Origin of the sequence: Chryseobacterium scophthalmum, assembly GCF_900143185.1 — a bacterium.
Taxonomy (GTDB): Bacteria; Bacteroidota; Bacteroidia; order Flavobacteriales; family Weeksellaceae; genus Chryseobacterium; species Chryseobacterium scophthalmum.
Genome location: NZ_FSRQ01000002.1, coordinates 296,754 through 321,335, shown reverse-complemented (window position 1 = coordinate 321,335; position 24,582 = coordinate 296,754). Strand labels below are relative to the sequence as shown.

Annotated in this window: 28 protein-coding genes and 1 pseudogene; 23 read left to right on the top strand and 6 right to left on the bottom strand. The window is 32.9% G+C overall.

What is annotated here, in order from left to right; all coding sequences use genetic code 11:
• Positions 1–123: 123 nt before the first annotated feature.
• The 7 genes from BUR17_RS11665 to tsaB all read left to right on the top strand — a co-directional run bounded on the left by BUR17_RS11665 (position 124) and on the right by tsaB (position 5,320).
• On the top strand, positions 124–804 hold the full coding sequence (locus BUR17_RS11665; protein ID WP_074230550.1) for a LysE family translocator: 681 nt from the start codon (positions 124–126) through the stop codon (positions 802–804).
• Positions 805–960: 156 nt separating this feature from the next.
• Positions 961–1,884, top strand: coding sequence for a S66 peptidase family protein (locus BUR17_RS11660; RefSeq protein WP_074230549.1), 924 nt, complete (start codon positions 961–963; stop codon positions 1,882–1,884).
• A gap of 42 nt (positions 1,885–1,926) precedes the next feature.
• Positions 1,927–2,298: a YraN family protein gene (locus BUR17_RS11655; RefSeq protein ID WP_074230548.1), complete on the top strand. Its 372-nt coding sequence runs from the start codon at positions 1,927–1,929 to the stop codon at positions 2,296–2,298.
• Between the two features lie 90 nt (positions 2,299–2,388).
• Positions 2,389–3,141 (top strand): SDR family NAD(P)-dependent oxidoreductase, encoded by a 753-nt coding sequence (locus BUR17_RS11650; RefSeq protein ID WP_074230547.1) that lies wholly within the window; start codon positions 2,389–2,391, stop codon positions 3,139–3,141.
• Positions 3,142–3,172: 31 nt separating this feature from the next.
• Positions 3,173–3,604 carry a nuclear transport factor 2 family protein gene (locus BUR17_RS11645; protein WP_228418706.1) on the top strand — a complete coding sequence of 144 codons (432 nt, stop codon included), beginning with the start codon at positions 3,173–3,175 and terminating at the stop codon, positions 3,602–3,604.
• Positions 3,605–3,626: 22 nt separating this feature from the next.
• Entirely contained in the window at positions 3,627–4,628 is a 1,002-nt protein-coding gene (locus BUR17_RS11640; RefSeq protein ID WP_074230545.1) for a virulence RhuM family protein, read from the top strand.
• Between the two features lie 8 nt (positions 4,629–4,636).
• The gene (gene tsaB / locus BUR17_RS11635) at positions 4,637–5,320 is read left to right on the top strand and encodes a tRNA (adenosine(37)-N6)-threonylcarbamoyltransferase complex dimerization subunit type 1 TsaB (RefSeq protein WP_074230544.1); all 684 of its coding nucleotides are present in this window, start codon (positions 4,637–4,639) and stop codon (positions 5,318–5,320) included.
• A gap of 12 nt (positions 5,321–5,332) precedes the next feature.
• Here the strand turns inward: tsaB and porW are convergent, their stop codons facing one another.
• From porW to BUR17_RS11610, 5 genes are all read right to left on the bottom strand, one after another.
• Positions 5,333–7,903 (bottom strand): type IX secretion system periplasmic lipoprotein PorW/SprE, encoded by a 2,571-nt coding sequence (gene porW / locus BUR17_RS11630; RefSeq protein WP_074230543.1) that lies wholly within the window; start codon positions 7,901–7,903, stop codon positions 5,333–5,335.
• An 86-nt stretch (positions 7,904–7,989) separates the two neighbouring features.
• Positions 7,990–8,544, bottom strand: a complete 555-nt coding sequence (locus BUR17_RS11625) for a Maf family nucleotide pyrophosphatase (RefSeq protein WP_074230542.1) — start codon at positions 8,542–8,544, stop codon at positions 7,990–7,992.
• 103 nt (positions 8,545–8,647) lie between these two features.
• A complete protein-coding gene (locus BUR17_RS11620) occupies positions 8,648–9,166 on the bottom strand; it encodes a KdsC family phosphatase (RefSeq protein WP_074230541.1) in 519 nt (172 codons plus the stop codon).
• Between the two features lie 93 nt (positions 9,167–9,259).
• Positions 9,260–10,015, bottom strand: a complete 756-nt coding sequence (locus tag BUR17_RS11615) for an SIMPL domain-containing protein (protein WP_074231190.1) — start codon at positions 10,013–10,015, stop codon at positions 9,260–9,262.
• A gap of 28 nt (positions 10,016–10,043) precedes the next feature.
• Complete coding sequence (locus BUR17_RS11610; protein ID WP_074230540.1) at positions 10,044–10,796, bottom strand: Rossmann-like and DUF2520 domain-containing protein; 753 nt, start codon at positions 10,794–10,796, stop codon at positions 10,044–10,046.
• Between the two features lie 168 nt (positions 10,797–10,964).
• On the opposite strand from BUR17_RS11610, the gene BUR17_RS11605 reads away from it, so the two are divergent.
• The 5 genes from BUR17_RS11605 to lepA all read left to right on the top strand — a co-directional run bounded on the left by BUR17_RS11605 (position 10,965) and on the right by lepA (position 15,664).
• Positions 10,965–11,516: an RNA polymerase sigma factor gene (locus tag BUR17_RS11605; RefSeq protein ID WP_074230539.1), complete on the top strand. Its 552-nt coding sequence runs from the start codon at positions 10,965–10,967 to the stop codon at positions 11,514–11,516.
• Positions 11,517–11,582: 66 nt separating this feature from the next.
• Positions 11,583–12,158 carry a hypothetical protein gene (locus tag BUR17_RS11600; RefSeq protein ID WP_228418704.1) on the top strand — a complete coding sequence of 192 codons (576 nt, stop codon included), beginning with the start codon at positions 11,583–11,585 and terminating at the stop codon, positions 12,156–12,158.
• A 7-nt stretch (positions 12,159–12,165) separates the two neighbouring features.
• Positions 12,166–12,678, top strand: coding sequence for a hypothetical protein (locus BUR17_RS11595; protein ID WP_074230538.1), 513 nt, complete (start codon positions 12,166–12,168; stop codon positions 12,676–12,678).
• 93 nt (positions 12,679–12,771) lie between these two features.
• Complete coding sequence (locus tag BUR17_RS11590) at positions 12,772–13,791, top strand: hypothetical protein (protein WP_074230537.1); 1,020 nt, start codon at positions 12,772–12,774, stop codon at positions 13,789–13,791.
• 76 nt (positions 13,792–13,867) lie between these two features.
• Positions 13,868–15,664 carry a translation elongation factor 4 gene (lepA, locus tag BUR17_RS11585; protein ID WP_074230536.1) on the top strand — a complete coding sequence of 599 codons (1,797 nt, stop codon included), beginning with the start codon at positions 13,868–13,870 and terminating at the stop codon, positions 15,662–15,664.
• A gap of 101 nt (positions 15,665–15,765) precedes the next feature.
• Here the strand turns inward: lepA and BUR17_RS11580 are convergent, their stop codons facing one another.
• Positions 15,766–16,401 (bottom strand): DUF1579 domain-containing protein, encoded by a 636-nt coding sequence (locus BUR17_RS11580; protein WP_074230535.1) that lies wholly within the window; start codon positions 16,399–16,401, stop codon positions 15,766–15,768.
• Positions 16,402–16,524: 123 nt separating this feature from the next.
• Here BUR17_RS11580 and BUR17_RS11575 point away from each other — a divergent pair, with 123 nt between their 5' ends.
• The 11 genes and pseudogenes from BUR17_RS11575 to BUR17_RS11525 all read left to right on the top strand — a co-directional run bounded on the left by BUR17_RS11575 (position 16,525) and on the right by BUR17_RS11525 (position 24,576).
• A complete protein-coding gene (locus BUR17_RS11575; RefSeq protein ID WP_074230534.1) occupies positions 16,525–17,220 on the top strand; it encodes an NUDIX hydrolase in 696 nt (231 codons plus the stop codon).
• Between the two features lie 403 nt (positions 17,221–17,623).
• On the top strand, positions 17,624–18,175 hold the full coding sequence (locus BUR17_RS11570) for an NADAR family protein (RefSeq protein WP_074230533.1): 552 nt from the start codon (positions 17,624–17,626) through the stop codon (positions 18,173–18,175).
• Between the two features lie 137 nt (positions 18,176–18,312).
• On the top strand, positions 18,313–18,648 hold the full coding sequence (locus tag BUR17_RS11565; protein ID WP_074230532.1) for a hypothetical protein: 336 nt from the start codon (positions 18,313–18,315) through the stop codon (positions 18,646–18,648).
• 3 nt (positions 18,649–18,651) lie between these two features.
• Entirely contained in the window at positions 18,652–19,506 is an 855-nt protein-coding gene (locus tag BUR17_RS11560; protein WP_074230531.1) for a hypothetical protein, read from the top strand.
• Positions 19,507–19,508: 2 nt separating this feature from the next.
• Positions 19,509–20,579, top strand: a complete 1,071-nt coding sequence (locus BUR17_RS11555; protein WP_074230530.1) for an adenylosuccinate synthetase — start codon at positions 19,509–19,511, stop codon at positions 20,577–20,579.
• Between the two features lie 106 nt (positions 20,580–20,685).
• Positions 20,686–21,090: a hypothetical protein gene (locus BUR17_RS11550; RefSeq protein WP_074230529.1), complete on the top strand. Its 405-nt coding sequence runs from the start codon at positions 20,686–20,688 to the stop codon at positions 21,088–21,090.
• A 168-nt stretch (positions 21,091–21,258) separates the two neighbouring features.
• Positions 21,259–21,579 carry an ADP-ribosylation/crystallin J1 gene (locus BUR17_RS11545; protein WP_074230528.1) on the top strand — a complete coding sequence of 107 codons (321 nt, stop codon included), beginning with the start codon at positions 21,259–21,261 and terminating at the stop codon, positions 21,577–21,579.
• Between the two features lie 88 nt (positions 21,580–21,667).
• Positions 21,668–22,299, top strand: a pseudogene (locus BUR17_RS11540) (DUF4291 domain-containing protein).
• A gap of 15 nt (positions 22,300–22,314) precedes the next feature.
• Complete coding sequence (locus BUR17_RS11535; RefSeq protein WP_074230527.1) at positions 22,315–22,821, top strand: O-acetyl-ADP-ribose deacetylase; 507 nt, start codon at positions 22,315–22,317, stop codon at positions 22,819–22,821.
• Positions 22,822–22,924: 103 nt separating this feature from the next.
• Complete coding sequence (locus tag BUR17_RS11530) at positions 22,925–23,611, top strand: SIR2 family NAD-dependent protein deacylase (protein WP_074230526.1); 687 nt, start codon at positions 22,925–22,927, stop codon at positions 23,609–23,611.
• On the top strand, positions 23,611–24,576 hold the full coding sequence (locus BUR17_RS11525) for an ADP-ribosylglycohydrolase family protein (RefSeq protein ID WP_074230525.1): 966 nt from the start codon (positions 23,611–23,613) through the stop codon (positions 24,574–24,576). The genes BUR17_RS11530 and BUR17_RS11525 overlap by 1 nt, the downstream gene beginning before the upstream one ends.
• Positions 24,577–24,582: the final 6 nt, after the last annotated feature.

Genomic DNA, 24,582 nt, shown 5'->3' with positions numbered 1-24,582 from the left:
GCCCGATTGTGGCAGTCTTTTTTTGTTTTAAAAAGTCTTTATTGTACAATTCAGGTTTAAAAAACTCATTTTTGCAGACAAATAGAAATATAATTTTTAAATTTGGGATAGAAACAATTTTGAATGTTTGAACTTATATTGTCGGCCATTGGTCTTGGTTTTATGTTGAGCCTGGTTTTCATTGGTCCTATTTTTTTCCTTTTGATTGAAACCAGTTTCACAAGAGGTCCTAAACATGCTTTAGCGCTAGACTTTGGTGTTATTACAGCAGATTTACTATGTATCGTTGCAGCCTATTATGCAAGTGCAGATATTGTTAATTTAATTGATAAACATCCCGGTTTTTACAGAATTACCTCCATCCTTATTCTTACTTACGGAATCATCATGATGGTGACAAAAACTAAAATGCATTTACCTGGAGAAGAAAAAATAATCAGCCAGAATTATTTTAAAACATTCCTCAACGGATTTCTTTTAAATCTTCTGAATGTCGGAGTTATTCTTTTTTGGTTAGTAACGGTAATTGGAGTTCGAAATCAATATCCTGATACAGAAACATTGATTCTTTACTTGGCAATTGTAATCGCAACTTATCTTTTAATTGATTTTGCTAAAATTTTTCTTGCAAAACAATTCCATTATAAACTGACTCAAAAACTGGCAAACAACATTAGAAAAGGGGTGGGAGTTGTGCTGATTATTTTCAGTTTTTTCATTTTCCTTCAAAGCTTTAAAATGTTTAATCAGTTTGATAAGCAGCTGGAAGAAGCCGAAAAAAAGGAATTAAAATATAAAAAATAATCATTTTTCAATTGAAATATCTTGGGTTTCTTTGCTAAGTAGAACGCCTTTGCGAACAAAAAATATGCAGAATAATAGTAAAAGAAATCTTTGCGAACTTTGCGTTAAATTTTAAGAATCACTAAAATAATCATATTAAAAAACAACAACTGATTAATGAAAATATTTCCAAAATCACTTAAGAAAGGCGATAAAATTGCCATCATTTCACCTGCAGGTTCAGTGGAACTCACTCAACTGGAAAAAGGAATTGAAATGATTAAATCTAAAGGTTTTGAACCTGTTTTAGGCGAAAATCTTTATACTAAATTTTCAAACGGATACAATTACGCCGGAACTGAGGAGCAAAGATTGAAAGATATGAATTGGGCTTTAAATGACAGTGAAATTTCTGCAGTTTGGGCTTCAAGAGGTGGTTATGGTTGTCAACATTTAATTCATGGTTTAAACTTAAAAGAATTTACCAAAAATCCGAAATGGTACATCGGTTATTCTGATAATACGGTTATACAAAGTTTTTTACTGAAAAAAGGTTTTGTTTCCATACACGGTCAAACCATTAAAACATCAAGCTTCGGAGTTACTGAAGAAAGCTATGATTTTATTTTTGATATTTTAAAAGGAAAAAAGCCAAAATACAGTTTAGAATCAAATCAATTTAATAAAAAAGGAAATATTGAAGGCGAATTGATCGGAGGGAATTTAGCGCTTATTTATGCGCTTTTAGGAACCAAATATTCTTTTGATTTTAAAGATAAAATATTATTCATCGAAGATATTGGCGAAAATTTTTATGCGCTCGACAGAATGATGATGAGTCTTGAATTGGCTGGAGTTTTTACAAAAATAAAAGGTTTAATTGTTGGTGGAATGACCAATATGGGTGACGAAAAAGACAACAAACAATACGAAGAAAGCTTTGATGAATTTGCAAACCAGCTTATTGCCGATAGAATCTCTCAGTATAATTTCCCGGTTGTTTTTGATTTTCCAAATGGACACATTAAGGATAATCGACCGTTGATTATTGGAAGCCAGGTTAAGGTAAAGATTAATGATAAGGTAAAGGTTGAGTTTTAAATAAACCCTAAAACTTCCCTACTCTCAAACACTCCAACTCAAATGGCAGATCACAACGACCTCGGCAAACTAGCAGAAGATTTGGCAGTTCAGTTTTTACAGGAAAACGGCTACAAAATTCTTGTGCGAAACTTCCGTTATCAAAAAGCTGAGATCGATATTATCGCTGAAAAAGATAATTTAATTATTATAACAGAAGTAAAAGCGAGATCGACCGATTTTTTCATTTTGCCTCAGGAAGCTGTTACAAAAGGTAAGATCAAACTTATTGTTACGGCAGCCAATCATTTTATGGAAGAATTTAATAAAGATCAGGAAGTACGATTTGATATTATTTCTGTTCTTCCCGACGAAAAAGGAAAACTCATTATAGAACATATTGAAGATGCTTTTGAAGCATTTGATGCAAATTAATCAATGTAACAATCTAATAATATAACAATGTAAAAATCATTGGTAAGCTGATATTTTAGACATTATTACATTTAAAAATTGAAAATTTTTATGAAAACAATACTCATCACCGGAGCGACTTCCGGAATAGGAAAATCTACCGCTGAACTTTTAGCAAAACAAGGAAACAGAATTATTATCTGTGGAAGACGACCAGAAGTTTTGGAGTCTGTAAAGGCAGAATTATCATCTTTAACTGAAGTTTTTAGTTTAAAATTTGATGTGAGAAATCTTGAAGAAGTAGAAACCGCCATCTCATCACTTCCTGAAGAATGGAAAAACATTGATGTACTGATTAATAACGCAGGAAATGCACACGGTTTAGAGCCCCTTTCGGCTGGAAGTACAGACGATTGGGATTCTATGATTGATGGAAATGTAAAAGGACTTTTATACGTTTCTAAAACGCTTATTCCAATGATGAAAGAAAGAAATTCTGGTCAGATTATTAATATCAGTTCAGTTGCAGCAAGACAAACTTATGCGAATGGCGTTGTGTATTGTGCTACCAAAAAAGCGGTTGATGTTATTTCTGAAGGAATGAGGATCGAATTGACAGAATTTGGAATTCGTGTGACGAATATTCAACCAGGAGCTGTAGAAACCGATTTTTCTTTAATCAGATTTAAAGGAGATCAGGAAAGAGCAGCAACGGTTTATGCTGGTTATGAAGCTTTGAAAGCTGAAGATATTGCTGATGCGATTGCTTATTGCATCAACGCTCCGCAACATGTAACGGTTTCAGATATGACAATTTATCCAAGCGCACAAAGCGAACCGAGAACGATTTACAGAAAAGGATAATTTGAAAATTAATTAATTTGAGAATTTGAAAATGAGGTTCTTCCCTATTCTATTTTTGTTTTGCTTTGTTTTTGGATTTTCTCAAAATTATTCAAAAGATGAGAAAGCGATTTTATTACAAACAAAAAAGCTGGATTCTCTGATGATGAATAATGATACTCAAATTATTGATTTATTTTGTTCAGATGTTTCGTTTGGTCATTCTAATAGCTGGATTCAAAATTTGGAAGATTTTAAGAAAGATTTTTCATCAAAAAAAGTAAGCTATAAAGAAATTACACAACTTGAAATTTCAGAATTAAAACAGTTTAAAAATACAGTAAGCATTCGAAGAACCATAAAAGTTGCTGGTCTTTATAAAAATCAGAGTTTTGAAATGAAACTGGCTTTACTTGAAATCTGGATAAAAAAGAAATCTAATTGGAAATTGTGGAGCCGGCAAAGTGTGGAAATAAAGCCATAAATTTGCATAGAATATCAACACAATGAAAGAAGAGATTCAAAAATTTTTAATTTATAACACGCCTAATGAAAAAGTTAGAGTTGATGTTTTTTTACAAAATGAAACACTCTGGCTAACTCAAAAGGCAATGGCGAATTTATTTGAAACAACACCTCAAAATATTACAATTCATTTAAAAAATATTTTTGAGAGTGGAGAACTTAGTGAAATGGCAACTTGTAAGGAATTCTTACAGGTTCAAAAAGAAGGTAATAGAATGGTTGAAAGAAACCAAAAATTCTATAATCTTGATGCTATAATTTCAGTTGGTTATCGTGTCAATTCATCCAAAGCGACCCAATTTAGAATTTGGGCAACACAGACTTTGAAAGAATTTATCATCAAAGGTTTTGTGATAGATGATGAAAGATTGAAACAAGGTCAAAATGTATTTGGTAAAGATTATTTTAAAGAACTTCTGCAGAGAATCCGCTCTATTCGAGCAAGTGAAAGAAGAGTTTACCAACAAATCACCGATATTTTTGCTGAGTGTAGTATTGATTATGATAGAAATTCTGAGATTACGAAAAACTTTTACGCAATGGTTCAGAATAAATTTCATTTTGCAATTACCGGAAAAACTGCTGCTGAAATTATTTATAAAACTGCCGATTGTACCAAAGAAAATATGGGCTTAACATCTTGGAAAAATGCTCCGGATGGAAGAGTTTTGAAGCAAGATATTTTAATAGCTAAAAATTACCTTCAAGAAACAGAAATTAAACAACTGGAAAGAACCGTGTCAGGATATTTTGATTATATAGAAGGGTTGATTGAAAGACAAAATACTTTTACAATGGAATCTTTGGCTAAAAGTGTCAATCGGTTTTTAGATTTTAACGAATACAGAATTCTGGAAGGAAAAGGAAATATATCTAAAATTGCTGCAGAAAAAAAAGCAATTAAAGAATATGAGACTTTTAACAAAACTCAAAAAATAATTTCGGACTTTGATAAGCAAATTAAAAAATTAGGAAAAGATTAAAATAAAAAATGAAAATATTATATCTCGAAACCTCCTCAAAAAACTGTTCAGTAGCCATTTCAGATGGTGAAAAACTGCTTTGCTCTACAGAAGAGGTTTCAGAAAACTATAAACAGAGCGAGTCGCTCCATACTTTTGTAGAATGGGCTTTGGAAGGTGCTAAATTATCAATAAAAGATATTGAAGCCATTTCTTTAGGAAAAGGTCCTGGTTCTTATACAGGTTTGAGAATTGGAGCCGCCTCTGCGAAAGGTTTTTGCTACGGACTTAAAATTCCTTTGATTGCGGTCAATTCCATGGAAAGCATGATAGAGCCTTTTTTAGGGCAAAACTATGACTTAATCATCCCTTTGGTCGATGCAAGACGAATGGAGGTTTATACCGCTGTTTACGATGGAATTTCGGGGGAAGAACTTGTTCAGACCGAAGCTAAAGTTTTAGATGAAAATTCTTTTAAAGAATTAAAAGATAAAAAAATACTTTTTGTAGGTGACGGAGCGTTAAAAGCAAAAGAAATACTGCAGCTTCCGAATGCAGAATTTAACACTGAAATATATCCTTCTGCTCAGTTTTTAATAAAGAAAACTTTAGAAAAAATAAAGAATGAAGATTTTGAAGATATAGCTTATTTTGAGCCATTCTATCTTAAAGATTTTCATGGAGTAAAGAAAAAAACAAAAAGCGAAGAATAATCTTCGCTTTTTTTATTGTTTCATTGTTTTCACTTCGCCTGTCGTTTGCTGAAGCTTCTGCATTGTATTATTTCCTGGTTTTTTCGGAATATTATTATTCTGTGGAACATTATTATTCATCTGAGAATTACCAGTATTGCTTGGAGCAAAATTACTGTTTTGAGACTGCTGATTATTACTAGGTTGTCCCGGTTCGTTAAAAGGGTCATTTTGCATTTTATTTCCTTTATTATCGGTTGCCTGGAATGCGATATCGCTTTTCAGATAATTCAGCATTTCTTTAGCTTTAATTCCTTCAGGAGTTTTAGCGTAATTCAAAACGATTTGCTCAAGCTGCAGAATCATCACTTCTTTTCCGCTTGTTTTTCCTGCATTGAATGCATTTAAAAGATTTAGTTTAGGAACTAACGCATCTTTAGGATATTTAAGAACCACCTGCTCTATTTTACCCTGACTTTCTGCAAACTTTTCAGATTCATACAAGGCAAAAGCCATTTTGTATTCGTTTTCAACTTCTTCTGAAGACTTTACAAAAGTATTGCTTTTAGGATTTCTTGCGAATTCTGCAAAAGAACTATAAGGATAATCAGTCAATAAAATTTGTTTTGCTCTTGCTGCAGCTTGTGGATTTTTCTCATGATTCATCGCAAAAATTTCATACAAAGCCTGAAGCATTACTTTTTCTTCTGGTTTTACATCTACCAAATCATAAAGCGTTTTTGTTGCTAAAGGAGTATTGGTAAAATAATTCTGATACATTACTCCAAGACCTAATGAAGCAGTATCTCTATCCTTCTTCAACTGAGATAATTTTCCGGCATCTGAAGGAATTTGCTCAATATAAAATGAAGGTTCAAAACGTCTCGGATTGGGTGCAGAAGTCACTCCCAAAGCTTCATTCTTCATGTCTTGAAGGGATGCCATTTTTTTAGAATAACGCCAGTTATCAACCAAAGCACGATCTCCCCAAACCTGTTTAAAGGTGGATGTACCTTTGCTTACTGTCCCTGTGTTTCCAAAATAAAAACCTTTTGCTGCAATCCCAAAATCTTCGAAAGAATTTGAGCTGTTCGCAAAAAGAGAATTGGCATTGTAATCTCCGGTATCAAAACCTTTGCTTCTTTCGGCGCGTCTCCTTTCTTGTTCTTCTCTTTCTTCTTTAATTTTCAGTTTCTCTATATACTTTGCGAAATAATCAGTTTTCTGCGCATCTGACATTTTTGCCAAAGACAGAATACTGTCGTTTTTCTTAATTAAATAATAGTTTTTAGAGATCTTTTTAATGTAATTAGACTGATCTTGCAGCAAAATTTTAGAAGGTTCATACGTCATTGCAACCAATGCAGAATCATAATAAGCTCCTGCTCCGATATAATCATTTCTGTCCAAATAATCTTTACCGATTTCATAATAAGCCAAACCTCTCACCTGTCCGTCTGAAACTTTTTCAAGCAGTGATTTTCTAAAAAATTCCTGTGCTTCTTTTTTCTTACCGGCTTTGTTGGCCATTAAACCTAAAGCATAGAAAAATTCATTCTTTCTTGATCCATAAGTTCCTTTTTTGCTTATTTTTTCAAGATAATCTTTAGCTCCTTCATAGTTTCCTTTTCCGTTGAATGTTTTGGCGATCTCGATCTGAGATTTTACTTCAAATTCAAAATCATTGGCATATTTGTAAGCGGCTAAAAAGCTCTCTCTTGCAAGCTCTTGTTTTCCTGTTTCTTGTAAAACCTGTCCTCTCAAAAATGCAATTCTGCTTTTTAGTTTTCTGTTGCTGTTCAGCTCAAAAGCACGGTCTAATTCTTTTATAGATTCTTCTTTTTTACCATGATCCAAAAGAGATTCAGCGTAATAAATGCTCAACAGTTTATCATGATCTTTGCTTAATTTTTCACTTTTAAGTTTATTAAAAATTTCATCAGATTTATGATAATTTTTAATTTGTGAATACGCTAAAGCTTCGTAAATATGAGCTAAAGGAAGTCTTTTATCTTCCTTCATGTGAGTGAAAACATAGTTTAAAGCATCTAAAGCTTTAATTGCTTTTCCCTGATAAATTCTAGATTGAGCCAGAATAATGTAGGCATCAAAGATTGTTTTGTTCTGCTCCTCTCCTTTTCTGATGACAGAATATTTATTAATTGCTTTCAAAGCTTTTGCTTCAGCAATTTCTAAAACTGTAGCACCTTTGTTTCCTCCCGGATTGTTAGGATCTTGAGGCATATTTCCAGGCATTCCAGGATTTGGAGGCATTCCGGGTGCATTTCTTGCATTTTGTTGTGGTCGGTTGACTTCAGCCATTTTCATAGAATTTTCTGCAAAAGCTGAAGATTGTCCCAAATCACTTCCCAAAGGTTGCTCTTCGTAAGTTAATATGGGAATATAGGGCGCATAAAAATTATCTTTATGAGCTTTGTCTCTTTCCGTAAACTCACTGTTTAAAGCATCTTTTGCATTAAACAGGGTATTGTAATAGGTTGAAAATCCTTTTAAAAACTTTGATCTGGCTTCCGGTTTTTTCACTTTCGTGCCACAGGAAACGACAATAATCGCTACTAAAAGGAATACTATATTTTTTTTCATTATTTCAATATAACTCGCTAATTTACTTTTTATTATCAGCAGTTTGATGATTTTGTAAAAATAATAAAATTTTATTTTGAAAATATCTATAATTCCTTCAAAATTTTATAAACTAAATGCGTCGGAAGTCCCATAATGGTATAAAAACTTCCATTAATTTTTTTAATTTTAGCCATTCCAAGCCATTCTTGTATACCATAACCTCCTGCTTTGTCGAATGGTTGATAGTTTTTGATATAAAAATTAATTTCTTCATCAGAAATTTCATCAAACTCTACATCAGCAACATCAGTTTCTGTAATGATTTTATCTAAAGTTTTAATCGTAATTCCGGTATAAACCTGATGTATTTTCCCTGATAATGACTTGAGCATTTCTTTTGCCTCAATTTCATTTTTCGGTTTTCCAAGAAACTGATTTTCATTGGCAACGACTGTATCTGCGGTTAATAAAACTTCATCATTTTGCAAATTTCTGAATGTATTTGCTTTTAATTCAGATAAATAAGCCGCTGCAGCTTCTATTTTTATATTTTCGGGTAAAATTTCTTCACAGTCAATTTTCACGACTTCAAAATCAAAACCTAAACTTGACAGTAATTCTTTCCTTCTCGGAGATTGCGATGCTAAAAGTATTTTCATCAGTATTTTATAAATAATAAACGATTAATGGTAAATGATATTTTATATTTCATGAGAATAGATATTTGATTGTAAGTATTTTATCTATTTTCTTTCATCTCCTTTATACAGATTGCGTATTATCATCATGCCATTTTCCCTGAACTTTCATCACCTGCTCAATCACATCACGTACTGCTCCACTTCCACCTTTTATTTGCGAAATATAGTCTGCAATTCCTTTTATCTCGGGAACAGCATTTTCAGGACACGTTGCAATTGCCGAATTCTGCATCATATGAAGATCCGGAACATCATCACCCATCGTTAAGATTTCTTCATTTTTAAGACTATATTTATCCTTAAAATCTTCATAATCGACCATTTTATCATGAGATTTTGCATAGTAATCCTGTATTCCTAAATAATTGATTCTATGTCTCACCATTTCATCGTTTCCTCCGGTAATGACTCCGATGAGATAATCGTTTTTTAATGCTTTTACCACTGCATATCCATCCAAAACATTCATTACACGACTCATGTTTCCACCGGGCATCAGATAAACGCTTCCGTCTGTAAATACACCGTCTACATCAAATACAAATGCTTTTATATCTTTTAATTTCTCTTTATAACTCATTTTAATTAATGATTGATAAATGATAATTGATGAATGATAAAAAAATCAAATCAATCGCATTTATTAATTCCTTGTTTTTTATTAATAAATATATTAGTCGAGATTGTAAGTAAGCCTTACTGTAATTCTCGCTGATTTTTCCTTACTTGAGGTATCAAAATTTCCTCCATAACTATCTTCATCTGTAGAACCTTTTGCGGTAATCTGAAATACACCCATCGAAGCGTCTTTTAATTTTCCAAGGTCTCCGTCTGCACTTTTTACAATTTTCTCCGCTCTTTCTCTCGCATCTTTGGAGCCTTGTTCTATCAAGCTATGTTTCAACGAAGAAAGGTCAGAATAAGTATATTGTGCAGAAGATGGTTCAAACTGTACTCCACTATTGATGAGTTCTGCAGTTTTATCAATTACGCTTTCAATTTTTTTCATCAAAGCCGGATTTTTCTTAGCTCTGAAAAATACACTTTGGGTAGCTTTGTATCCGTCAAAAACATCTTCAGATTTTTCTGCTCCGTCTGCTTCTTTTATAGTAACCGTACGATAAGACCTTGAAAAATTCACTCCACCAAAAGCAAATTCACCTGCTTTGAAACCTTTGCTGTAGAAAAATGCCTTTACTTTTTCTTTGTCTTGCGAAATCAAATTGTATGCTTCTTTTGCATCCATTGCATTTGCATCAAAACTTCCGCCCCAACTTATTTCATCTGAAATAAAATCTTTTGAACCAAGACCAGTAACGGATATTGTATCTTGTTTTAAATTTCTGTTTTTAAAACTTGAGCCTAAGACGAAAGCTGTAATAACGATTGCTGCTCCGATGATGAGAGAACGAATAATTTTTGTGTCCATTTTTTCGGTTTTCATCAAAGTTAAAAATTTATGGTAATTGATACATTTTTTTAATTGAATGATTTATTGTTTTATAAATCTCGAGACTTTCATCTTTTAATAACTGCTCATGCAATTCCAAAACTCTTTGGTCGTTTCTTACGGCAGGTCCGGTTTGGGCTGATTTAGGATCTATTTCATTAATTTTCTGAACTGTTTCATTAATCAACGGTAAAAAATAATCAAACGGAATTTCCTGTGCGTCTGAAATTTCCTTGGCTCTTGCAAAAAGATGATTCACAAAGTTGCAGGCAAATACTGCAGTTAGGTGAATATATTTCCTCTTTTCATGGGTGCTTTCCATTACATTATCTGAAATTTTTGAAGCCAAATCGGTTAAAGTTTTTTGGTCTTCTTCATTTTCAGTTTCAATAAAAAAAGGAATTTTCTTATAATCTAAATTTTTAGTTTTAGAAAAAGTCTGTAAAGGGTAGAAACTGGATTTCCTGTACTCCCCTATCAAAATCTCTTTCGGAAGAGATCCTGAAGTATGGGCGACAAGGCAATCTTTTTTAGTAATCAATTTAGAAACAGCTCCTATAGAACCGTCACTTACACAAATAATATATAAATCTGATTTGACTAAATGTTTAGTTGAATTTGGAATATTTAATTCTTCTGAAATTTTATTCAATTCTTTCTTATTTCTTCCAAAGATTTGGGCTATGGAAATACCATTTTGAACGAAAGCTTTTGCCAAATGATAGGCAACATTCCCGGAACCGATAATGACTGTTTGCATAAAACAAAGATAAGAGTTTTTAGTTTTGAGTAGAAAGCTGAATTATAATGGACATTTTCGAATAAATATTATTGCTATAAATCTTAAAAGTTAATATATTGGACTCAAAATTGAATAAGTAATTTAACTTTTAGATATTTTTGTAATCCAAAACAATGAAAGCATCTTATGAAGATTAAAGACGCAGAAATTATTGCGCTGATGCAAAACCCACGAACACTTGATAAAGGTATTCGGGTGTTGATGGATGCTTATCAGAGTAGATTATATTGGCATATCAGACGCATTATTGTAGATGGAGACCTTGCTCAGGACACTTTGCAGGAAACATTTATAAAAGCTTACCAAAATTTTCATCAGTTTAAAAATGACAGTCAGTTGTATACTTGGCTGTACAGAATTGCAACCAATGAAGCTTTGCAGCAGATTAATAAACTGAAAAAAATGCAGAAAACCGATGAAGATCCGGAATATTACATGCAGAATCTGGTTGCCGATAACACACACAGTGATGCTGAAGAAATACAAGTTTTTTTGCAAAGAGCCATACAAAGTCTGCCCGAAAAGCAGAAACTGGTATTTATGATGCGGTATTATGATGATTTACCTTACGAAGAGATATCAAAAATAGTTGATATGTCGGTAGGAACTTTAAAAACAAATTATCATTACGCCAAACAAAAAATAGAAGAATATATCAAAGAGAATTACGAGAGATAATTTTTGAGAACCCACAACATGAAAGATTTTGATCTAGAAAAATTAGAGCGCCAAAACATTTATAAAATGCCAGACAATATGTTTGAAAGCATTCAGAATAGAGTGTTGAGCGAAGTGAATGATTTTGATCTAGAAAAATTAGAACGAAAAAACATTTACAAAGTCCCTGAAAATATGTTTGAAAATATTCAGGACAGAGTGATGAGTGAAATAAAAACTGAACGCAAAGCTCCGATTTTCAAATTGAATTGGGGATATGCAGCTGCAGCGTCTTTGGCTCTTATTTTCGGAGCGACATTTGTATATCAATCTAATTCAGATTCTTCTACAAATGGAGATTTAAATGGAAATTATGCTGATAACAGAACAGCACCTAAAAAGGAAAGTCAGATAGCATACGAAACTTTAGAGTCAGATTTAACTTCAGTAGAAAATCGTGATCAAAGAGTTGAAAAACAAATGGATATAAAGCCTGTGGTTTCGCAGGTTGTTAATAATAATTCTGGAAATCAAAATAAAAAAGCGGTAAAAACGGCTAATGAAATCCATATGAATGAATATTTAGAATCGCTTCCCAATTCAGAAATTGCAGAATTGGCAAACAATTCCAGTCAAGATGTTTATTTAGATTTATATAATTAAAAGAAAGATGAAAAAAATATTATTTACACTTTTTATTATCTCAAGTTTTGGGCTGAAAGCTCAAATCAAAGAGTATGATTGGAAGAAAATGAATCCCGATCAAAGAAAAGAGGTAATAAACAATCTTTCGCCAGATGAAAGAAAAGCGCTTCTTACGCAATTCAGAAATAACATGGTTGTTGATATGCTGGATGTTGCTCCACAGGATAAAGCAGAATTTACTGCGATGTATAATGAATATTTAGACAATCAGAAAAAAATTAAAAGTCAGTTCGATTCAAATTTTGACCCGGCAAAACTCACGGAAGAAGAAGCAAAAGTAAAACTTCAGCAAAGTTTTGATGTAGGTCAAAAATTATTCGACAATAGAAAAAAGTATGCTGAGAAGATGCAGACTGTGATTCCTTGTCAAAAAGTCTTGAAGCTTTTTCAGTCTGAGGGAATGATGAGAGATAAAATGAATGAAAGAAAACCTCACGGCGGAAAAAAGAATGCTTCAGAATCGAAGCAAACTCCATAATAGTTTATTTTTTTAATGTTGGACGACTCTTGCAATTTATTGTGAGGGTCGTTTAATTTTTAGGAAATATCTATTTTTACAGAAAAAATAATTATGAAAAAAATATTTCAGATTGTCTTCTCTTTTGTGGCAATCTTATCATTTGCTCAAGCTACAGAAGCTATTAAATTTAGAGGAAATATTACCAGATTTGACGGTGTTACTTATAAAGGATTTAAGGTTTTAGATCAAAGGCAGGATAAATCAATTGGTAGTATTCCTTTTGGGGAAAATAAAGAAATGAAAGAAGTTGTTTTTCCTACAACTCCAAATAATGATTTTCAAGCTTGGTTTGATAAGGGTAATTCTTTAGCAGGGAAGAATGAATTGGTTCTTATTTTAAAGAGATTAAAACTTTCAACAGGAGAAAGTGATGGTAAAAAAACAAATGGGAAAATGGATTTCTCTGCTCAATTATTTCAAAAAGAGGGAGATAAATACAGATTTGTGTATAAAAAAGATACTGTTTTTGTCTTTCAGGATAAAGAAGTTTCAGAATTAATGGTAAAAAATATCCCAAGGATTTTTTCTATTTTTATTAAAAAAGCTTACACTTTAGAACCTATTCAAAATGCAGTAACATTCAATGATCTTGTTGATTATGAAGCTTATACTAAAAATAACTACGAAGCTTTTAAAAATGAACAATTAAAGGATGGAATCTATTTAGATTTCACTTCGTTTTTCAATCAAAGTCCGGAACAAGGAAATTATGTTTTGGAAAGAAATGATAAAGGAGAAGTTACGAAAGCAATAAAAATAGAGAACGGTAAAAAAGATAAGATATCTGCTTATAAAATGTTCGCTTATATTGAAAAGGGTAAAGCTTACAAGAAAACAATGTCTGGTTTCATAGAAATCAACAAAAATGAGAATGGATTTTATATAATCGCAAACAAAGGTCATATTTTTCCGGCGCAGTATAACAGCACTTACGGAATGTTTGGCTTAATAGGAGCTGTTGCCGGTTCTATCGACCAAGCATCAAAACAAAAGAAAATGAAAAATGAAGATAAAGAAGAAATTTACATAGATTCTTTGACGGGAGAATATGATTTTTCTGATAATAAATAATAATTTCATTGCTTACAGATTAAGAGAGACAATTTGTCCCTCTTTTTTTTATCTTTGCAAATTACATAGTTCTTAAATGAAAAACATACGAAATTTTTGCATAATCGCCCATATTGACCACGGTAAAAGTACTTTGGCAGACCGTCTTTTGGAGTACACCAATACGGTGACCCAACGAGAATTACAATCTCAGACGCTTGATGATATGGATTTGGAAAAAGAACGTGGGATTACGATTAAATCTCACGCCATCCAGATGGATTATGAGCTTAATGGCGAAAAATATACTTTAAACCTTATTGATACACCGGGACACGTAGATTTTTCTTACGAAGTTTCCCGTTCAATCGCAGCTTGTGAAGGCGCACTTTTAATTGTAGATGCTGCGCAAAGTATTCAGGCACAAACAATTTCAAATTTATATCTGGCTTTAGAAAATGACTTGGAAATTATTCCGATTCTTAATAAAATAGATCTTCCATCTGCAAATCCTGAAGAAGTTACCGACGAAATTATGGGACTTTTAGGATGTAAATATGAAGACGTTCTTAGAGTTTCCGGTAAAACAGGGGAGGGTGTTCACGAATTATTGGAGGAGATTGTAAAAAGAGTTCCGCCACCAGTTGGAGATCCTAAAGCTCCGCTTCAAGCTTTGATTTTTGATTCTGTTTATAACCCTTTCAGAGGAATTGAAGCCTATTTTAAAATCGTAAACGGGAGTATTTCTAAAAACGAAAAAATTAAATTTTTCGCAACAGGAAAAGAATATGGCGCTGATGAAGTAGGAACTTTAAAATTAAAACAGGTTCCAAAGAAAACGATTGAATGTGGTGATGTAGGTTACCTTATTTCAGGGATTAAAGATGCCCGTGAAGTAAAAGTAGGAGACACGATTACCTCTTTTGTAAATCCTGCAGATGGACCAATTGATGGTTTTGAAGAAGTAAAACCAATGGTTTTTGCCGGAATTTACCCTATCGAATCTGAGGATTTTGAAGAATTGAGATTCTCATTAGAAAAATTAAGATTAAATGATGCTTCTTTGGTTTTCGAACCGGAAAGTTCTGCAGCTCTTGGTTTTGGTTTCCGTTGCGGATTCTTAGGAATGCTTCACATGGAAATCGTTCAGGAACGTTTGGAGAGAGAATTTAACATGAACGTAATTACTACGGTTCCCAACGTTTCGTATCACGGATATTCTAAAAAAGATCCTGAAACCGCAATTTTAATCAACAACCCGTCTGAAATGATTGATCCCAATCTTTTGGATAGAGTAGAAGAACCTTATATTAAAGCTTCAATCATTACAAAATCTGATTTCGTAGGAGCAGTAATGACACTTTGTATTGAGAAAAGAGGTGAAATTGTTAACCAAAGTTATTTGACTGCAGATAGAGTAGAATTGACTTTCAATATGCCACTGGCGGAAGTTGTTTTCGATTTCTATGACAGATTAAAATCAATTTCTAAAGGATATGCTTCATTCGATTACTCACCAATTGGAATGCGTGCTTCTAAATTGGTAAAAATGGATATCCTGATCAACGGAGATATGGTAGATGCTTTATCTTCATTGATTCATGACTCTAATGCGTATTACATTGGTAAAAGAATGTGTGAAAAACTTCGTGAACTGATCCCGAGACAACAGTTTGATATTGCTGTTCAGGCTGCTTTAGGAGCGAAAGTTATTGCGAGAGAAACCATTAAAGCTTTAAGAAAAGATGTTACCGCAAAATGTTACGGTGGAGATATTTCAAGAAAGAGAAAGCTTCTTGAAAAGCAGAAAGAAGGTAAGAAAAAGATGAAGCAAATTGGTAGAGTAGAAGTTCCGCAATCAGCATTTATGGCTGTTTTGAAACTGAATGACTAGCTAAAGAGCCAAGTAAAAAGGCAAGAGATAAAAGTAAAATCCGCAGAAAATTTCTGCGGATTTTTTTATTCTTAAAAGTTTAACCTGAAACGGTTTAGATTTTATTTTTTCGTATATTTTATTTCCATTGTTTTGTACTCTTTGCCTGTTTTAGAATCAGGACCATACATTTCTAATGTTTGATGAGTATCGTCAACAAAAGTATAGACTTCTCTCATATTACAGTCTTTTCCGGGTCTTGTAGGATCTGTCATTTTTCCTTTAAATTCAATTGATTTTTTAGATGGATTCCAGTCTCCTTCCATGGTCATTAATCCGGTTCCCATATTGTCAATCCAGGTGCTTACAAATTTCTTTTTAGCATTGTCATAACCTGTAATACTCATTCCTTCAAAAGGCATTCCCATAAAATTTCCTTTATGTTCGCTAGATTGATATCGTCCATCAAAGATCATTTTATTGGTCGTTGTCGATGTACTTGTCATAGGTTTTCCACCGTCTTCCATCCACATCGTATTTTCTCCGGACCAAACCCCGTCAGATTTTGCCAGCATTTTCTGCATATCTCCCGGCGTAGCAAAATCCATCCATGCTTTGTTAGCGGTTGCAGAATCTACCGGTTTCCATTCTTCGTTGGCGATTGAATCTGTTCCGGTTGAAGTTTTCACATCAATTTTTGCTTTATCACACGCGATAAATAGAAGAGCAGCGCAGGCTGCAAAGAATAAATTTTTCATAAATATTTAGTTTTAAGATGATTATAAATGTAGCAAAAAATAGATTCCGAAAAAATATTATTTTATTTTTGAAATTAAAGTTTCTTATGGTTACTTTTGTGTACTCGTAACGCAAATTAAATTATGGATTCTCCTAAAAAATTACAAGATATAAAAGTTGCTGTAGACGCAGTTATTTTCGGATATTTTGATAAAAAAGATCTTCAGATTCTTTTAATTAAAAGAAATATTGAACCATTCAAAGGAGGTTGGGCACTTCCGGGAGGCTTAGTTTTAGATGATGAAAATCTTGACGATGCCGTAAAAAGAGAGTTAAAGGAAGAAGCGGGTATAAAACCCGATTTTTTGGAACAACTTTATACTTTTGGTAACGTAGGTCGTGATCCTAGAAATAGAGTGGTTTCAGTGGCTTATTTAGGCTTGGTTAATCCTTCTTATCATGAATTGTTTGCTGATTCTGATGCGGAAGATGCACAATGGTTCAGTGTGAATCAACTTCCGAAACTTGCTTTTGATCATCAAACGATTATTGATATTGCGTTAAAAAGACTTCGCACAAAAATTCAATATCAACCGATTGGTTTTAATCTTTTAAATGATGAATTTGTGTTTTCTGAACTTGAAAATCTCTATAAAACCATTATCGGACAGGAAATTGACCGTCGAAATTTCAGAAAAAAAATAATGAGTTACGGACTTTTGAATGAAACCAATAACTTAAAAAAAGAAGGCAGCGGCAGACCTGGAAAATTATTTACTTTCAATCAGGAGAAATATAAAGAGCTTGAAGAGCAAGGTTTTTATTTCGAGATCAAATAAATTTAAACACAGATATCACTAATTTTTACACGAATTTTCACCAATGATTTTTCCCTTTTGTCATTCAGAACGGAGCAATGCGGAGTGAAGAATCTTTTAATGTAATTTAAAGATTCTTTCTACATCAAAATTATAAGTTCAATAAATACAATTTTAACATCAATAGGAACGGGCTTTAGCCCGTTTTTTAATAAACAAAAATTCCAATCGGCTTTAGCCAAAAACTTAAATGAACAATAATCATTTGTGCTATTAGTGAAAAATATTTGTGTAATTCGTGTTTTATAAAATAAATTTTCACACCTGAAAATCAATCAATTAAATTAATTAGCGTAAAATTAACACAAATAAATTTGGAAGATAAAGCCATAATCTTTTACATTTGTGTAATAATAACGCAATCATGAGCTACACATTAGAAAATATTATTAAGAAATTTCAGAATAATCAGAATAAAGAAAAATTAGATTTTCTATTCTTTTGGGGACATACTGTGAAAGAAGAAATTACAAAAGCATGTTTCAGTCAGTGGTTTCCTTATGAATTTGAAGAAAATGGAATGAGTTATAAAACTGCTGAACATTATATGATGGCTGGAAAAGCTAAATTATTTAATGATCTTGAAACTTTAGAACAAATTTTAAGAGCAGATACTCCAAATCAGGCAAAAAGTTTAGGAAGAAAAGTCAAAAATTTTGATCCTCAACTTTGGAATGAACACAAATATGAAATCGTAAAACAGGGAAATCTGTTGAAGTTTTCACAAAATGAAAAATTTAAAGAATTTTTGCTTTCAACAAACGATAAAATTTTAGTAGAAGCGAGTCCTTACGATACAATTTGGGGAATCGGAATGCTGGAAACGGATCCAAAAGCGGAAAATCCACAACAATGGAATGGTGAAAATTTATTAGGATTTGCTTTAATGGAAGTTAGAGACGAATTAAGAGGATAAAAACACAAGGCCAAAGAACAAAATATTAATATTAAAAAGAATCCTAGCTAATCCTTTTTTATTGAAATTCGAAAAGAATTAAAGTAAAACCATGCAGTTTTTAAATAGCGTAAAAATAACACAAACAAAAATGAATTATGGAAGAAGACTTAAAACCCAGATTCATCGAGTCATTACAAAGAAATAATGACCAGATAAGAGAAGGCCGTGCCCGAATTATCGGAGATGATGCAGAGCTGATTTACAAGCGGAGAGTAGAAGATATCGAACTGAAAATCAAAAGACTGGAAAGAGAGCAGGAAGGCTTGATCGACATCAGTCCTTTAGACAAAAACAGTTTAACATTCGCTGATTTTCAGCCGGAAGCATTCGTTCAGAGAGACATAGAATTATCATTAATCATCAGAAATTTAAATATTCAATTAGAATTAACAAGAACAAGATTCGAATATTTATTTGGCAAAAAATTTTAAGTTATGGGAAGTACAAGATACGACATGGACGCTCGTTTTGACAGAGCAAAGAAAGCAGGATATGCATCAAAATCTGCAAGTGAGATTTTCACGCAGAATGCAAAAAGAAAAGCACATGAATCTATGAATCCACATGGTATTTCTTTCAGAGAATCAAGAGATTCTGCGGTTCATCCAAATTCAGTTCCTATTATTTTAGGGCTTGATGTGACGGGAAGTATGGGACATATTCCTTATGATTTGATTAAAGAAGGGCTTCCAAAATTGATGGGCGGAATTATCCAGGACGGAGTTCCTGATCCGGCGCTTTTATTCTTAGGAATCGGAGATCACGAATGTGACGGTTATCCTTTGCAAGTCGGCCAGTTCGAATCGGGAGATGAAGAGCTTGATATGTGGTTAACAAGAACTTACATCGAGTCTGGAGGAGGAGGAAATGCAGGAGAAAGTTATTTGTTGGCTTGGTATTTTGCCGCTTTTCACACAAGAACAGATGCTTTTGAAAAGAGAAATCAAAAAGGATTATTATTCACCGTGGGTGACGAACCTTGTTTGAAAACACTTCCTGCTTCTGCGATCAGAGAATTGATGGGAACGGGTCAACAGACTTTCAAACATACGGAACTGTTGGCTGAAGCTCAGAAGAAATATGAAGTTTTTCACATCAGCGTTTTACATTCCGGACAGGCGGTAGATGCAGACAAAGGCTGGAAAGATCTGTTGGGGCAAAACTGTTTGTCTATTGAAGATTACAGAGATGTTCCGAAGGTGATTAAAGATGTGGTTTGTAGTAAATTTAAAGATAGTTTTACGAAAACAACAGAAAATTTAGGATTAGATAATATTCAAATGTATTAAAAATGAAAACAGCACAAATAATTATAGGCTTAGGATTTGGGGACGAAGGCAAAGGCATCACAACCGATTTTCTGGCTCAGCAACATCCTGAGACTGTAGTTATTCGGTTTTCAGGAGGTCAACAAGCGGCGCATACGGTGATGATTGATGATAAAAAGCACATTCATTCCAGTTTTGCGAGTGGTGCGCTGCGTGGTTTACCTTCGTATTTTACAGAGCATTGTACGATTCATCCAACCTATTTATTCAACGAAAGGGAAGAATTAATTCAGAAAAATGGAAATATTGAATTAACTATTCATCCTTTAGCTAAAGTAACAACTCCTTTTGATGTTTTATATAACAGAAAGAATGTCAAAAATTTAGAACATGGAACATGCGGAAAAGGAGTTGGTGCAACGATGAAAAGAAATGAAAGTCCGTACAAGTTATTTGCAGTTGATTTAATCGCTCCAAGAACAATGTTGGTTGAAAAATTAAAAGGAATCGCCAATTATTATGGTTTTGAAGAAGGAGAAGAAATTGAAAACGCGTTGCAGGATTTTTTGGAAGCTATTGATAAAATACATTGGAAAATAGAAGGTTATGAGTACTTAAAATCATTTAATCATCTTATTTTTGAAGGAAGCCAGGGAATTTTACTTGATATGGATCACGGTGTTTTTCCGAATGTGACTTTTGCAAATACGACTTCTAAAAATGCATATGAAATCTGTCAATTATTAAAAATTGAGGATATCGAAATGTTTTATGTGACAAGATCTTATTCAACCCGCCACGGAAGCGGATGGATGAGCAATGAAAAATTGCTAAACCTGAAAAATAATCAAGAAGAAACCTGTACTTTTAATGAATTTCAAAAGGATCTGCGTTTCGGAGAATTGGATTATGATTTATTGAATTATGCCTTGAAATTGGATGAAGCTTATGTTGTTGCACAAAAGAAAAATTTGGTGGTAACTTGTCTTGATCAGTTGGATGAAAGATTTAAAATAGAAAATCTTAAGGTGAAATTTGATCAGGTTTTTGGATCTTACTCACCTTATTCAAAAGATTTTAAAAGAATTGATTAAACATTGTAAACTTAGCTAAGTGAAACGCCTTTGCGAACTTAAAAGCAGATAGTAGTAAATAAAGCTTTGTGGACTTTGCGTTAAAAATAATATTAAAAACACAACGATGAAAAAAATATATGTATCTGGAAATGGGAATGTAACATGGGAAAACTTTCATCAATTTTATATTGAACCATTAAAAAAATTAAATCTTTCCGAATACGAATTTATTATAGGAGATTTTTCAGGAACTGATACTTTGATGATGGAATTTTTAAAGGATAAATCTGAAAATGTAACGATTCTTCATGTCGGAAAAAAGCCAAGATATTTTGCCAATTTGTTTAAAACAAAGGCAGAGAAATGGAAAATAGTAGCATGTTTTACTTCTGATTATGAAAGAGATCAATTTGGAATTGAACATTGTACACATTTTTTAGCCGCTGATTTTAATACTGATGAAAAAAGAAAAAGTGGAACACTAAAAAACATTGAAAAGTGTCGAAGTTTAAATAAAATTGAAATTTAATCAACATGAAAACAATAACATATTTGAAAGGAGATGCAACAAATCCGCAGACTGAAGGAAATAAAATTATTAGTCAAAATTTATCATCATAAAGAACTCTTTGTGATCTTCGTTAAGTGAAACGCCTTTGCGTTAAAAAACAAATTAAAAATATAAAAAAGCACAACCATGAAAACTATAACATTATACAGACCCGTCGGAGAAAAAGAAATGATTTTAATTATCGAAAACAATTACAAAAAATTTCCTCCAAGACTAGAATGGCAACCGATTTTCTATCCTGTTTTAAATGTGGATTATGCTTCCGAAATTGCAGAAAAATGGAATACGAGAGATGAAGCAGGAAATTATCTTGGTTTTGTAACCGAATTTGAAGTGTTGGAAGAGATAGTGAATAAATATCCTGCCCAAAATGTGGGAGCAAGAAATCATAATGAACTGTGGGTTCCTTCAGAAGAAATGGATACTTTTAATCAGGCAATTGTATGAAATATTAAGGTAACAAAAGTATTTATTGGGAAAGATTTTAAAGAACCTGCGAATGCTGATGTAGAAAATTTATTATTAAAACTAAAAAATGAAACTCAAATTAAAAAAATATAAAGAGCAATTACTGGATTGGCCTCAAGAAGGTCATTACATCATGGCTCAATATGATGATGACAAAATTATTGTTTATCAATCTTATCGGAAAGAAATTGGCGAATTTGCATTAAAAAATCAATATTTTGGAGGAGCATTCAGCTTAGAAAGAATTGGATAAAACCAAATTTCCTTTGGATGATGTACCGAAACGGTTGGGGAACAAAGGACGGACAGGAATGTGTTTTAGCTATTCACTTAAAAATGGAAGCTTTCAAAAGGTATCTTGAAAATGCCGTTTATTCAACTTACAATGACAGATTGGGAATTTCAAGAGAAGAATGGCAAAACCAGATAAAAGAATCTTCGGTGAGGTTGCAATGGGATCCGGATCATGATCCTTTTGGTGAAAAATTAGAAAGAAGAGCCATTCAGATCGGTTTGAGAAATGAATTTACTCATTCTTTTGCTAAAGAGGATTTGATTTTAATTGAAAATATTTCAGATTTTGTAAAAGAACAATATCAATTTGTTTTGAATGATGATTTAGATAGTCTGATGATACCCGAAGAAAAACCATTACAGTTTGATGATGAAGATTTAAACAAAAAATTAAGGTTAATTTAAAAACTAACAATCTCGATGAAAATTGAATTAATAAAAGGAGATATCACCAAAATACAAGCAGATGTAATTGTTAACGCTGCCAATTCGTCCTTACTTGGAGGAGGTGGAGTTGATGGGGCGATTCATCGCGCAGGTGGGAAACAGATTTTAGATGAATGTATTGAAATCAGAAACCGACAAGGAAAATGCACAACAGGAGAAGCTGTTGTAACCACAGCCGGAAATCTTTCTGCGAAATACGTAATTCACACAGTCGGTCCTGTTTGGAATGACAATGAAGAAAAAGGTTCAAAACTACTAGCAAATTGCTATATAAATTCATTAAAAATGGCTGAAAGCTTAGGGATAAAAACAATTGCTTTTCCAAATATCAGTACAGGAGTTTACAGATTTCCAAAAGAATTAGCTGGAAAAATTGCTGTTGATGAGGTGAAGAATTTCAAATCAGAAGTCATAGAAAAAATTATTTTTGTCTGTTTTGATGACGAAAATGAAGAGATTTATAAGAAATTATTGGAATGAATTTAAATATTCCGAATTTAAATAATCTCGCAGATTAATTCGATTGAGCAGATAAAAAGATTTGCATAATTTGCTAAATCTGCGAGAGATAAAAATTAAACAAATGAAAAAACTAACGATATTAACCGGCGCCGGAATCAGTGCCGAAAGCGGAATAAAAACGTTCAGAGACGGAGATGGTCTTTGGGAAAATCATAGCATAACCGACGTGGCAAGTCCGGAAGGATGGCGAAAAGACAGAGCTTTGGTATTGGAATTTTACAATCAGAGACGTCGCCAACTCCATGAAGTGGAACCGAATGATGCCCACAAATTAATTGCTGATTTAGAAAAGCATTTCGATGTTCAGATCATCACGCAAAATATTGATGATTTGCACGAAAGGGTGGGTTCTACCAATATCATTCATCTTCATGGGGAATTGTTCAAATCATGTTCTTGCAATGATAAAAATTTGATTTACGAACAAAAAACAGACATCAATATCGGTGATAAAGCGGAAGACGGAGCTCAATTGAGACCTTTTATTGTTTGGTTCGGGGAAGATGTTCCATTGATGAATGAAGCAACGAAAAAAGCAAAGGAAGCAGATATTTTCTTAGTAATCGGAACGTCTTTGCAGGTTTATCCGGCTGCAGGATTGCTTCATGATATTAAAGATGATTGTCTTTTAATTGTCATAAATCCTAATGAAACAGGCTTTGGATATGGACAAAGAGCTGTTGTAATGAAGGAAACCGCAACCAAAGGAATGAAATTATTGTATGATAAATTGTTAAATCTTGCCTAATGGAAAACATTGTAAAAGCAGGGATTTTCGGAGTTTGTATCGGTGATGCTTTAGGTGTTCCGGTAGAATTCCGAAGCTGTGACCAACTGAAACGATCACCAGTTACAACAATGAGAGCTTTTGGAACTCATCGTCAACCGATTGGAACTTGGAGTGATGACAGTTCTTTAATGCTGTGTTTTGCGGATAGCCTTTGCAAAGGATATGATTTGGAAGATATAGCTTTAAAGTTTTTGAAATGGTACAATGCAGAAGTCTGGACACCACATGGAAGTGTTTTTGATATTGGAATAGCCACTTCACAGGCCATTCACAGAATCAGTAAAGGAACATCCCCGACTTTATGCGGCGGAACAAGTGAATTTGATAATGGAAATGGTTCTTTAATGAGAATTTTACCGTTATTATTTTACATTAAAGATTTTCCGATTGAAAAGCGTTTTGATATTGTAAAAGATGTTTCCAGCATTACACATGGCCATATTCGTTCTGTTCTGGCTTGTTTTATTTATCTGGAATTTGCTTTGGAAATTTTGAAGGAAAAGGATAAATGGGAAGCTTATAAAGCCATGCAGAAAACAGTTCGTGAATTTTTGGATAACAATCCTATTTGTTCTCAAAATGAAATGGATAAATTCCACAGAATTTTAGAATTAAAAGTTGGTGAATACGACATAGATCCATTACACACTTTGGAGGAAGAAGAAATAAGTTCATCGGGATATGTACTCTCAAGTTTAGAAGCCTCATTATGGTGTTTTCTAAATTCTGAAAGTTATTCTGAAGCAGTTCTGAAAGCAGTCAATTTAGGAGAAGATACCGATACAACCGGGGCAATCACAGGCGGAATTGCAGGAATTTATTATGGTTTTGAAAATATTCCTGAAGAATGGATTGATGTTTTAGTTAGGAAAGAGGATATTGAAGGGCTCTGTATAAAATTAGAAAATAAATTAATGAAATAAAAAACA

What these genes read in the sequence shown, in the direction of transcription:
- BUR17_RS11665 (WP_074230550.1), top strand. Translation starts at nt 124, where the DNA reads ATGTTTGAACTTATATTGTCGGCCATTGGTCTTGGTTTTATGTTGAGC.
- BUR17_RS11660 (WP_074230549.1), top strand. Translation starts at nt 961, where the DNA reads ATGAAAATATTTCCAAAATCACTTAAGAAAGGCGATAAAATTGCCATC.
- BUR17_RS11655 (WP_074230548.1), top strand. Translation starts at nt 1,927, where the DNA reads ATGGCAGATCACAACGACCTCGGCAAACTAGCAGAAGATTTGGCAGTT.
- BUR17_RS11650 (WP_074230547.1), top strand. Translation starts at nt 2,389, where the DNA reads ATGAAAACAATACTCATCACCGGAGCGACTTCCGGAATAGGAAAATCT.
- BUR17_RS11645 (WP_228418706.1), top strand. Translation starts at nt 3,173, where the DNA reads ATGAGGTTCTTCCCTATTCTATTTTTGTTTTGCTTTGTTTTTGGATTT.
- BUR17_RS11640 (WP_074230545.1), top strand. Translation starts at nt 3,627, where the DNA reads ATGAAAGAAGAGATTCAAAAATTTTTAATTTATAACACGCCTAATGAA.
- tsaB (WP_074230544.1), top strand. Translation starts at nt 4,637, where the DNA reads ATGAAAATATTATATCTCGAAACCTCCTCAAAAAACTGTTCAGTAGCC.
- porW (WP_074230543.1), bottom strand. Translation starts at nt 7,903, where the DNA reads ATGAAAAAAAATATAGTATTCCTTTTAGTAGCGATTATTGTCGTTTCC.
- BUR17_RS11625 (WP_074230542.1), bottom strand. Translation starts at nt 8,544, where the DNA reads ATGAAAATACTTTTAGCATCGCAATCTCCGAGAAGGAAAGAATTACTG.
- BUR17_RS11620 (WP_074230541.1), bottom strand. Translation starts at nt 9,166, where the DNA reads ATGAGTTATAAAGAGAAATTAAAAGATATAAAAGCATTTGTATTTGAT.
- BUR17_RS11615 (WP_074231190.1), bottom strand. Translation starts at nt 10,015, where the DNA reads ATGGACACAAAAATTATTCGTTCTCTCATCATCGGAGCAGCAATCGTT.
- BUR17_RS11610 (WP_074230540.1), bottom strand. Translation starts at nt 10,796, where the DNA reads ATGCAAACAGTCATTATCGGTTCCGGGAATGTTGCCTATCATTTGGCA.
- BUR17_RS11605 (WP_074230539.1), top strand. Translation starts at nt 10,965, where the DNA reads ATGAAGATTAAAGACGCAGAAATTATTGCGCTGATGCAAAACCCACGA.
- BUR17_RS11600 (WP_228418704.1), top strand. Translation starts at nt 11,583, where the DNA reads ATGCCAGACAATATGTTTGAAAGCATTCAGAATAGAGTGTTGAGCGAA.
- BUR17_RS11595 (WP_074230538.1), top strand. Translation starts at nt 12,166, where the DNA reads ATGAAAAAAATATTATTTACACTTTTTATTATCTCAAGTTTTGGGCTG.
- BUR17_RS11590 (WP_074230537.1), top strand. Translation starts at nt 12,772, where the DNA reads ATGAAAAAAATATTTCAGATTGTCTTCTCTTTTGTGGCAATCTTATCA.
- lepA (WP_074230536.1), top strand. Translation starts at nt 13,868, where the DNA reads ATGAAAAACATACGAAATTTTTGCATAATCGCCCATATTGACCACGGT.
- BUR17_RS11580 (WP_074230535.1), bottom strand. Translation starts at nt 16,401, where the DNA reads ATGAAAAATTTATTCTTTGCAGCCTGCGCTGCTCTTCTATTTATCGCG.
- BUR17_RS11575 (WP_074230534.1), top strand. Translation starts at nt 16,525, where the DNA reads ATGGATTCTCCTAAAAAATTACAAGATATAAAAGTTGCTGTAGACGCA.
- BUR17_RS11570 (WP_074230533.1), top strand. Translation starts at nt 17,624, where the DNA reads ATGAGCTACACATTAGAAAATATTATTAAGAAATTTCAGAATAATCAG.
- BUR17_RS11565 (WP_074230532.1), top strand. Translation starts at nt 18,313, where the DNA reads ATGGAAGAAGACTTAAAACCCAGATTCATCGAGTCATTACAAAGAAAT.
- BUR17_RS11560 (WP_074230531.1), top strand. Translation starts at nt 18,652, where the DNA reads ATGGGAAGTACAAGATACGACATGGACGCTCGTTTTGACAGAGCAAAG.
- BUR17_RS11555 (WP_074230530.1), top strand. Translation starts at nt 19,509, where the DNA reads ATGAAAACAGCACAAATAATTATAGGCTTAGGATTTGGGGACGAAGGC.
- BUR17_RS11550 (WP_074230529.1), top strand. Translation starts at nt 20,686, where the DNA reads ATGAAAAAAATATATGTATCTGGAAATGGGAATGTAACATGGGAAAAC.
- BUR17_RS11545 (WP_074230528.1), top strand. Translation starts at nt 21,259, where the DNA reads ATGAAAACTATAACATTATACAGACCCGTCGGAGAAAAAGAAATGATT.
- BUR17_RS11535 (WP_074230527.1), top strand. Translation starts at nt 22,315, where the DNA reads ATGAAAATTGAATTAATAAAAGGAGATATCACCAAAATACAAGCAGAT.
- BUR17_RS11530 (WP_074230526.1), top strand. Translation starts at nt 22,925, where the DNA reads ATGAAAAAACTAACGATATTAACCGGCGCCGGAATCAGTGCCGAAAGC.
- BUR17_RS11525 (WP_074230525.1), top strand. Translation starts at nt 23,611, where the DNA reads ATGGAAAACATTGTAAAAGCAGGGATTTTCGGAGTTTGTATCGGTGAT.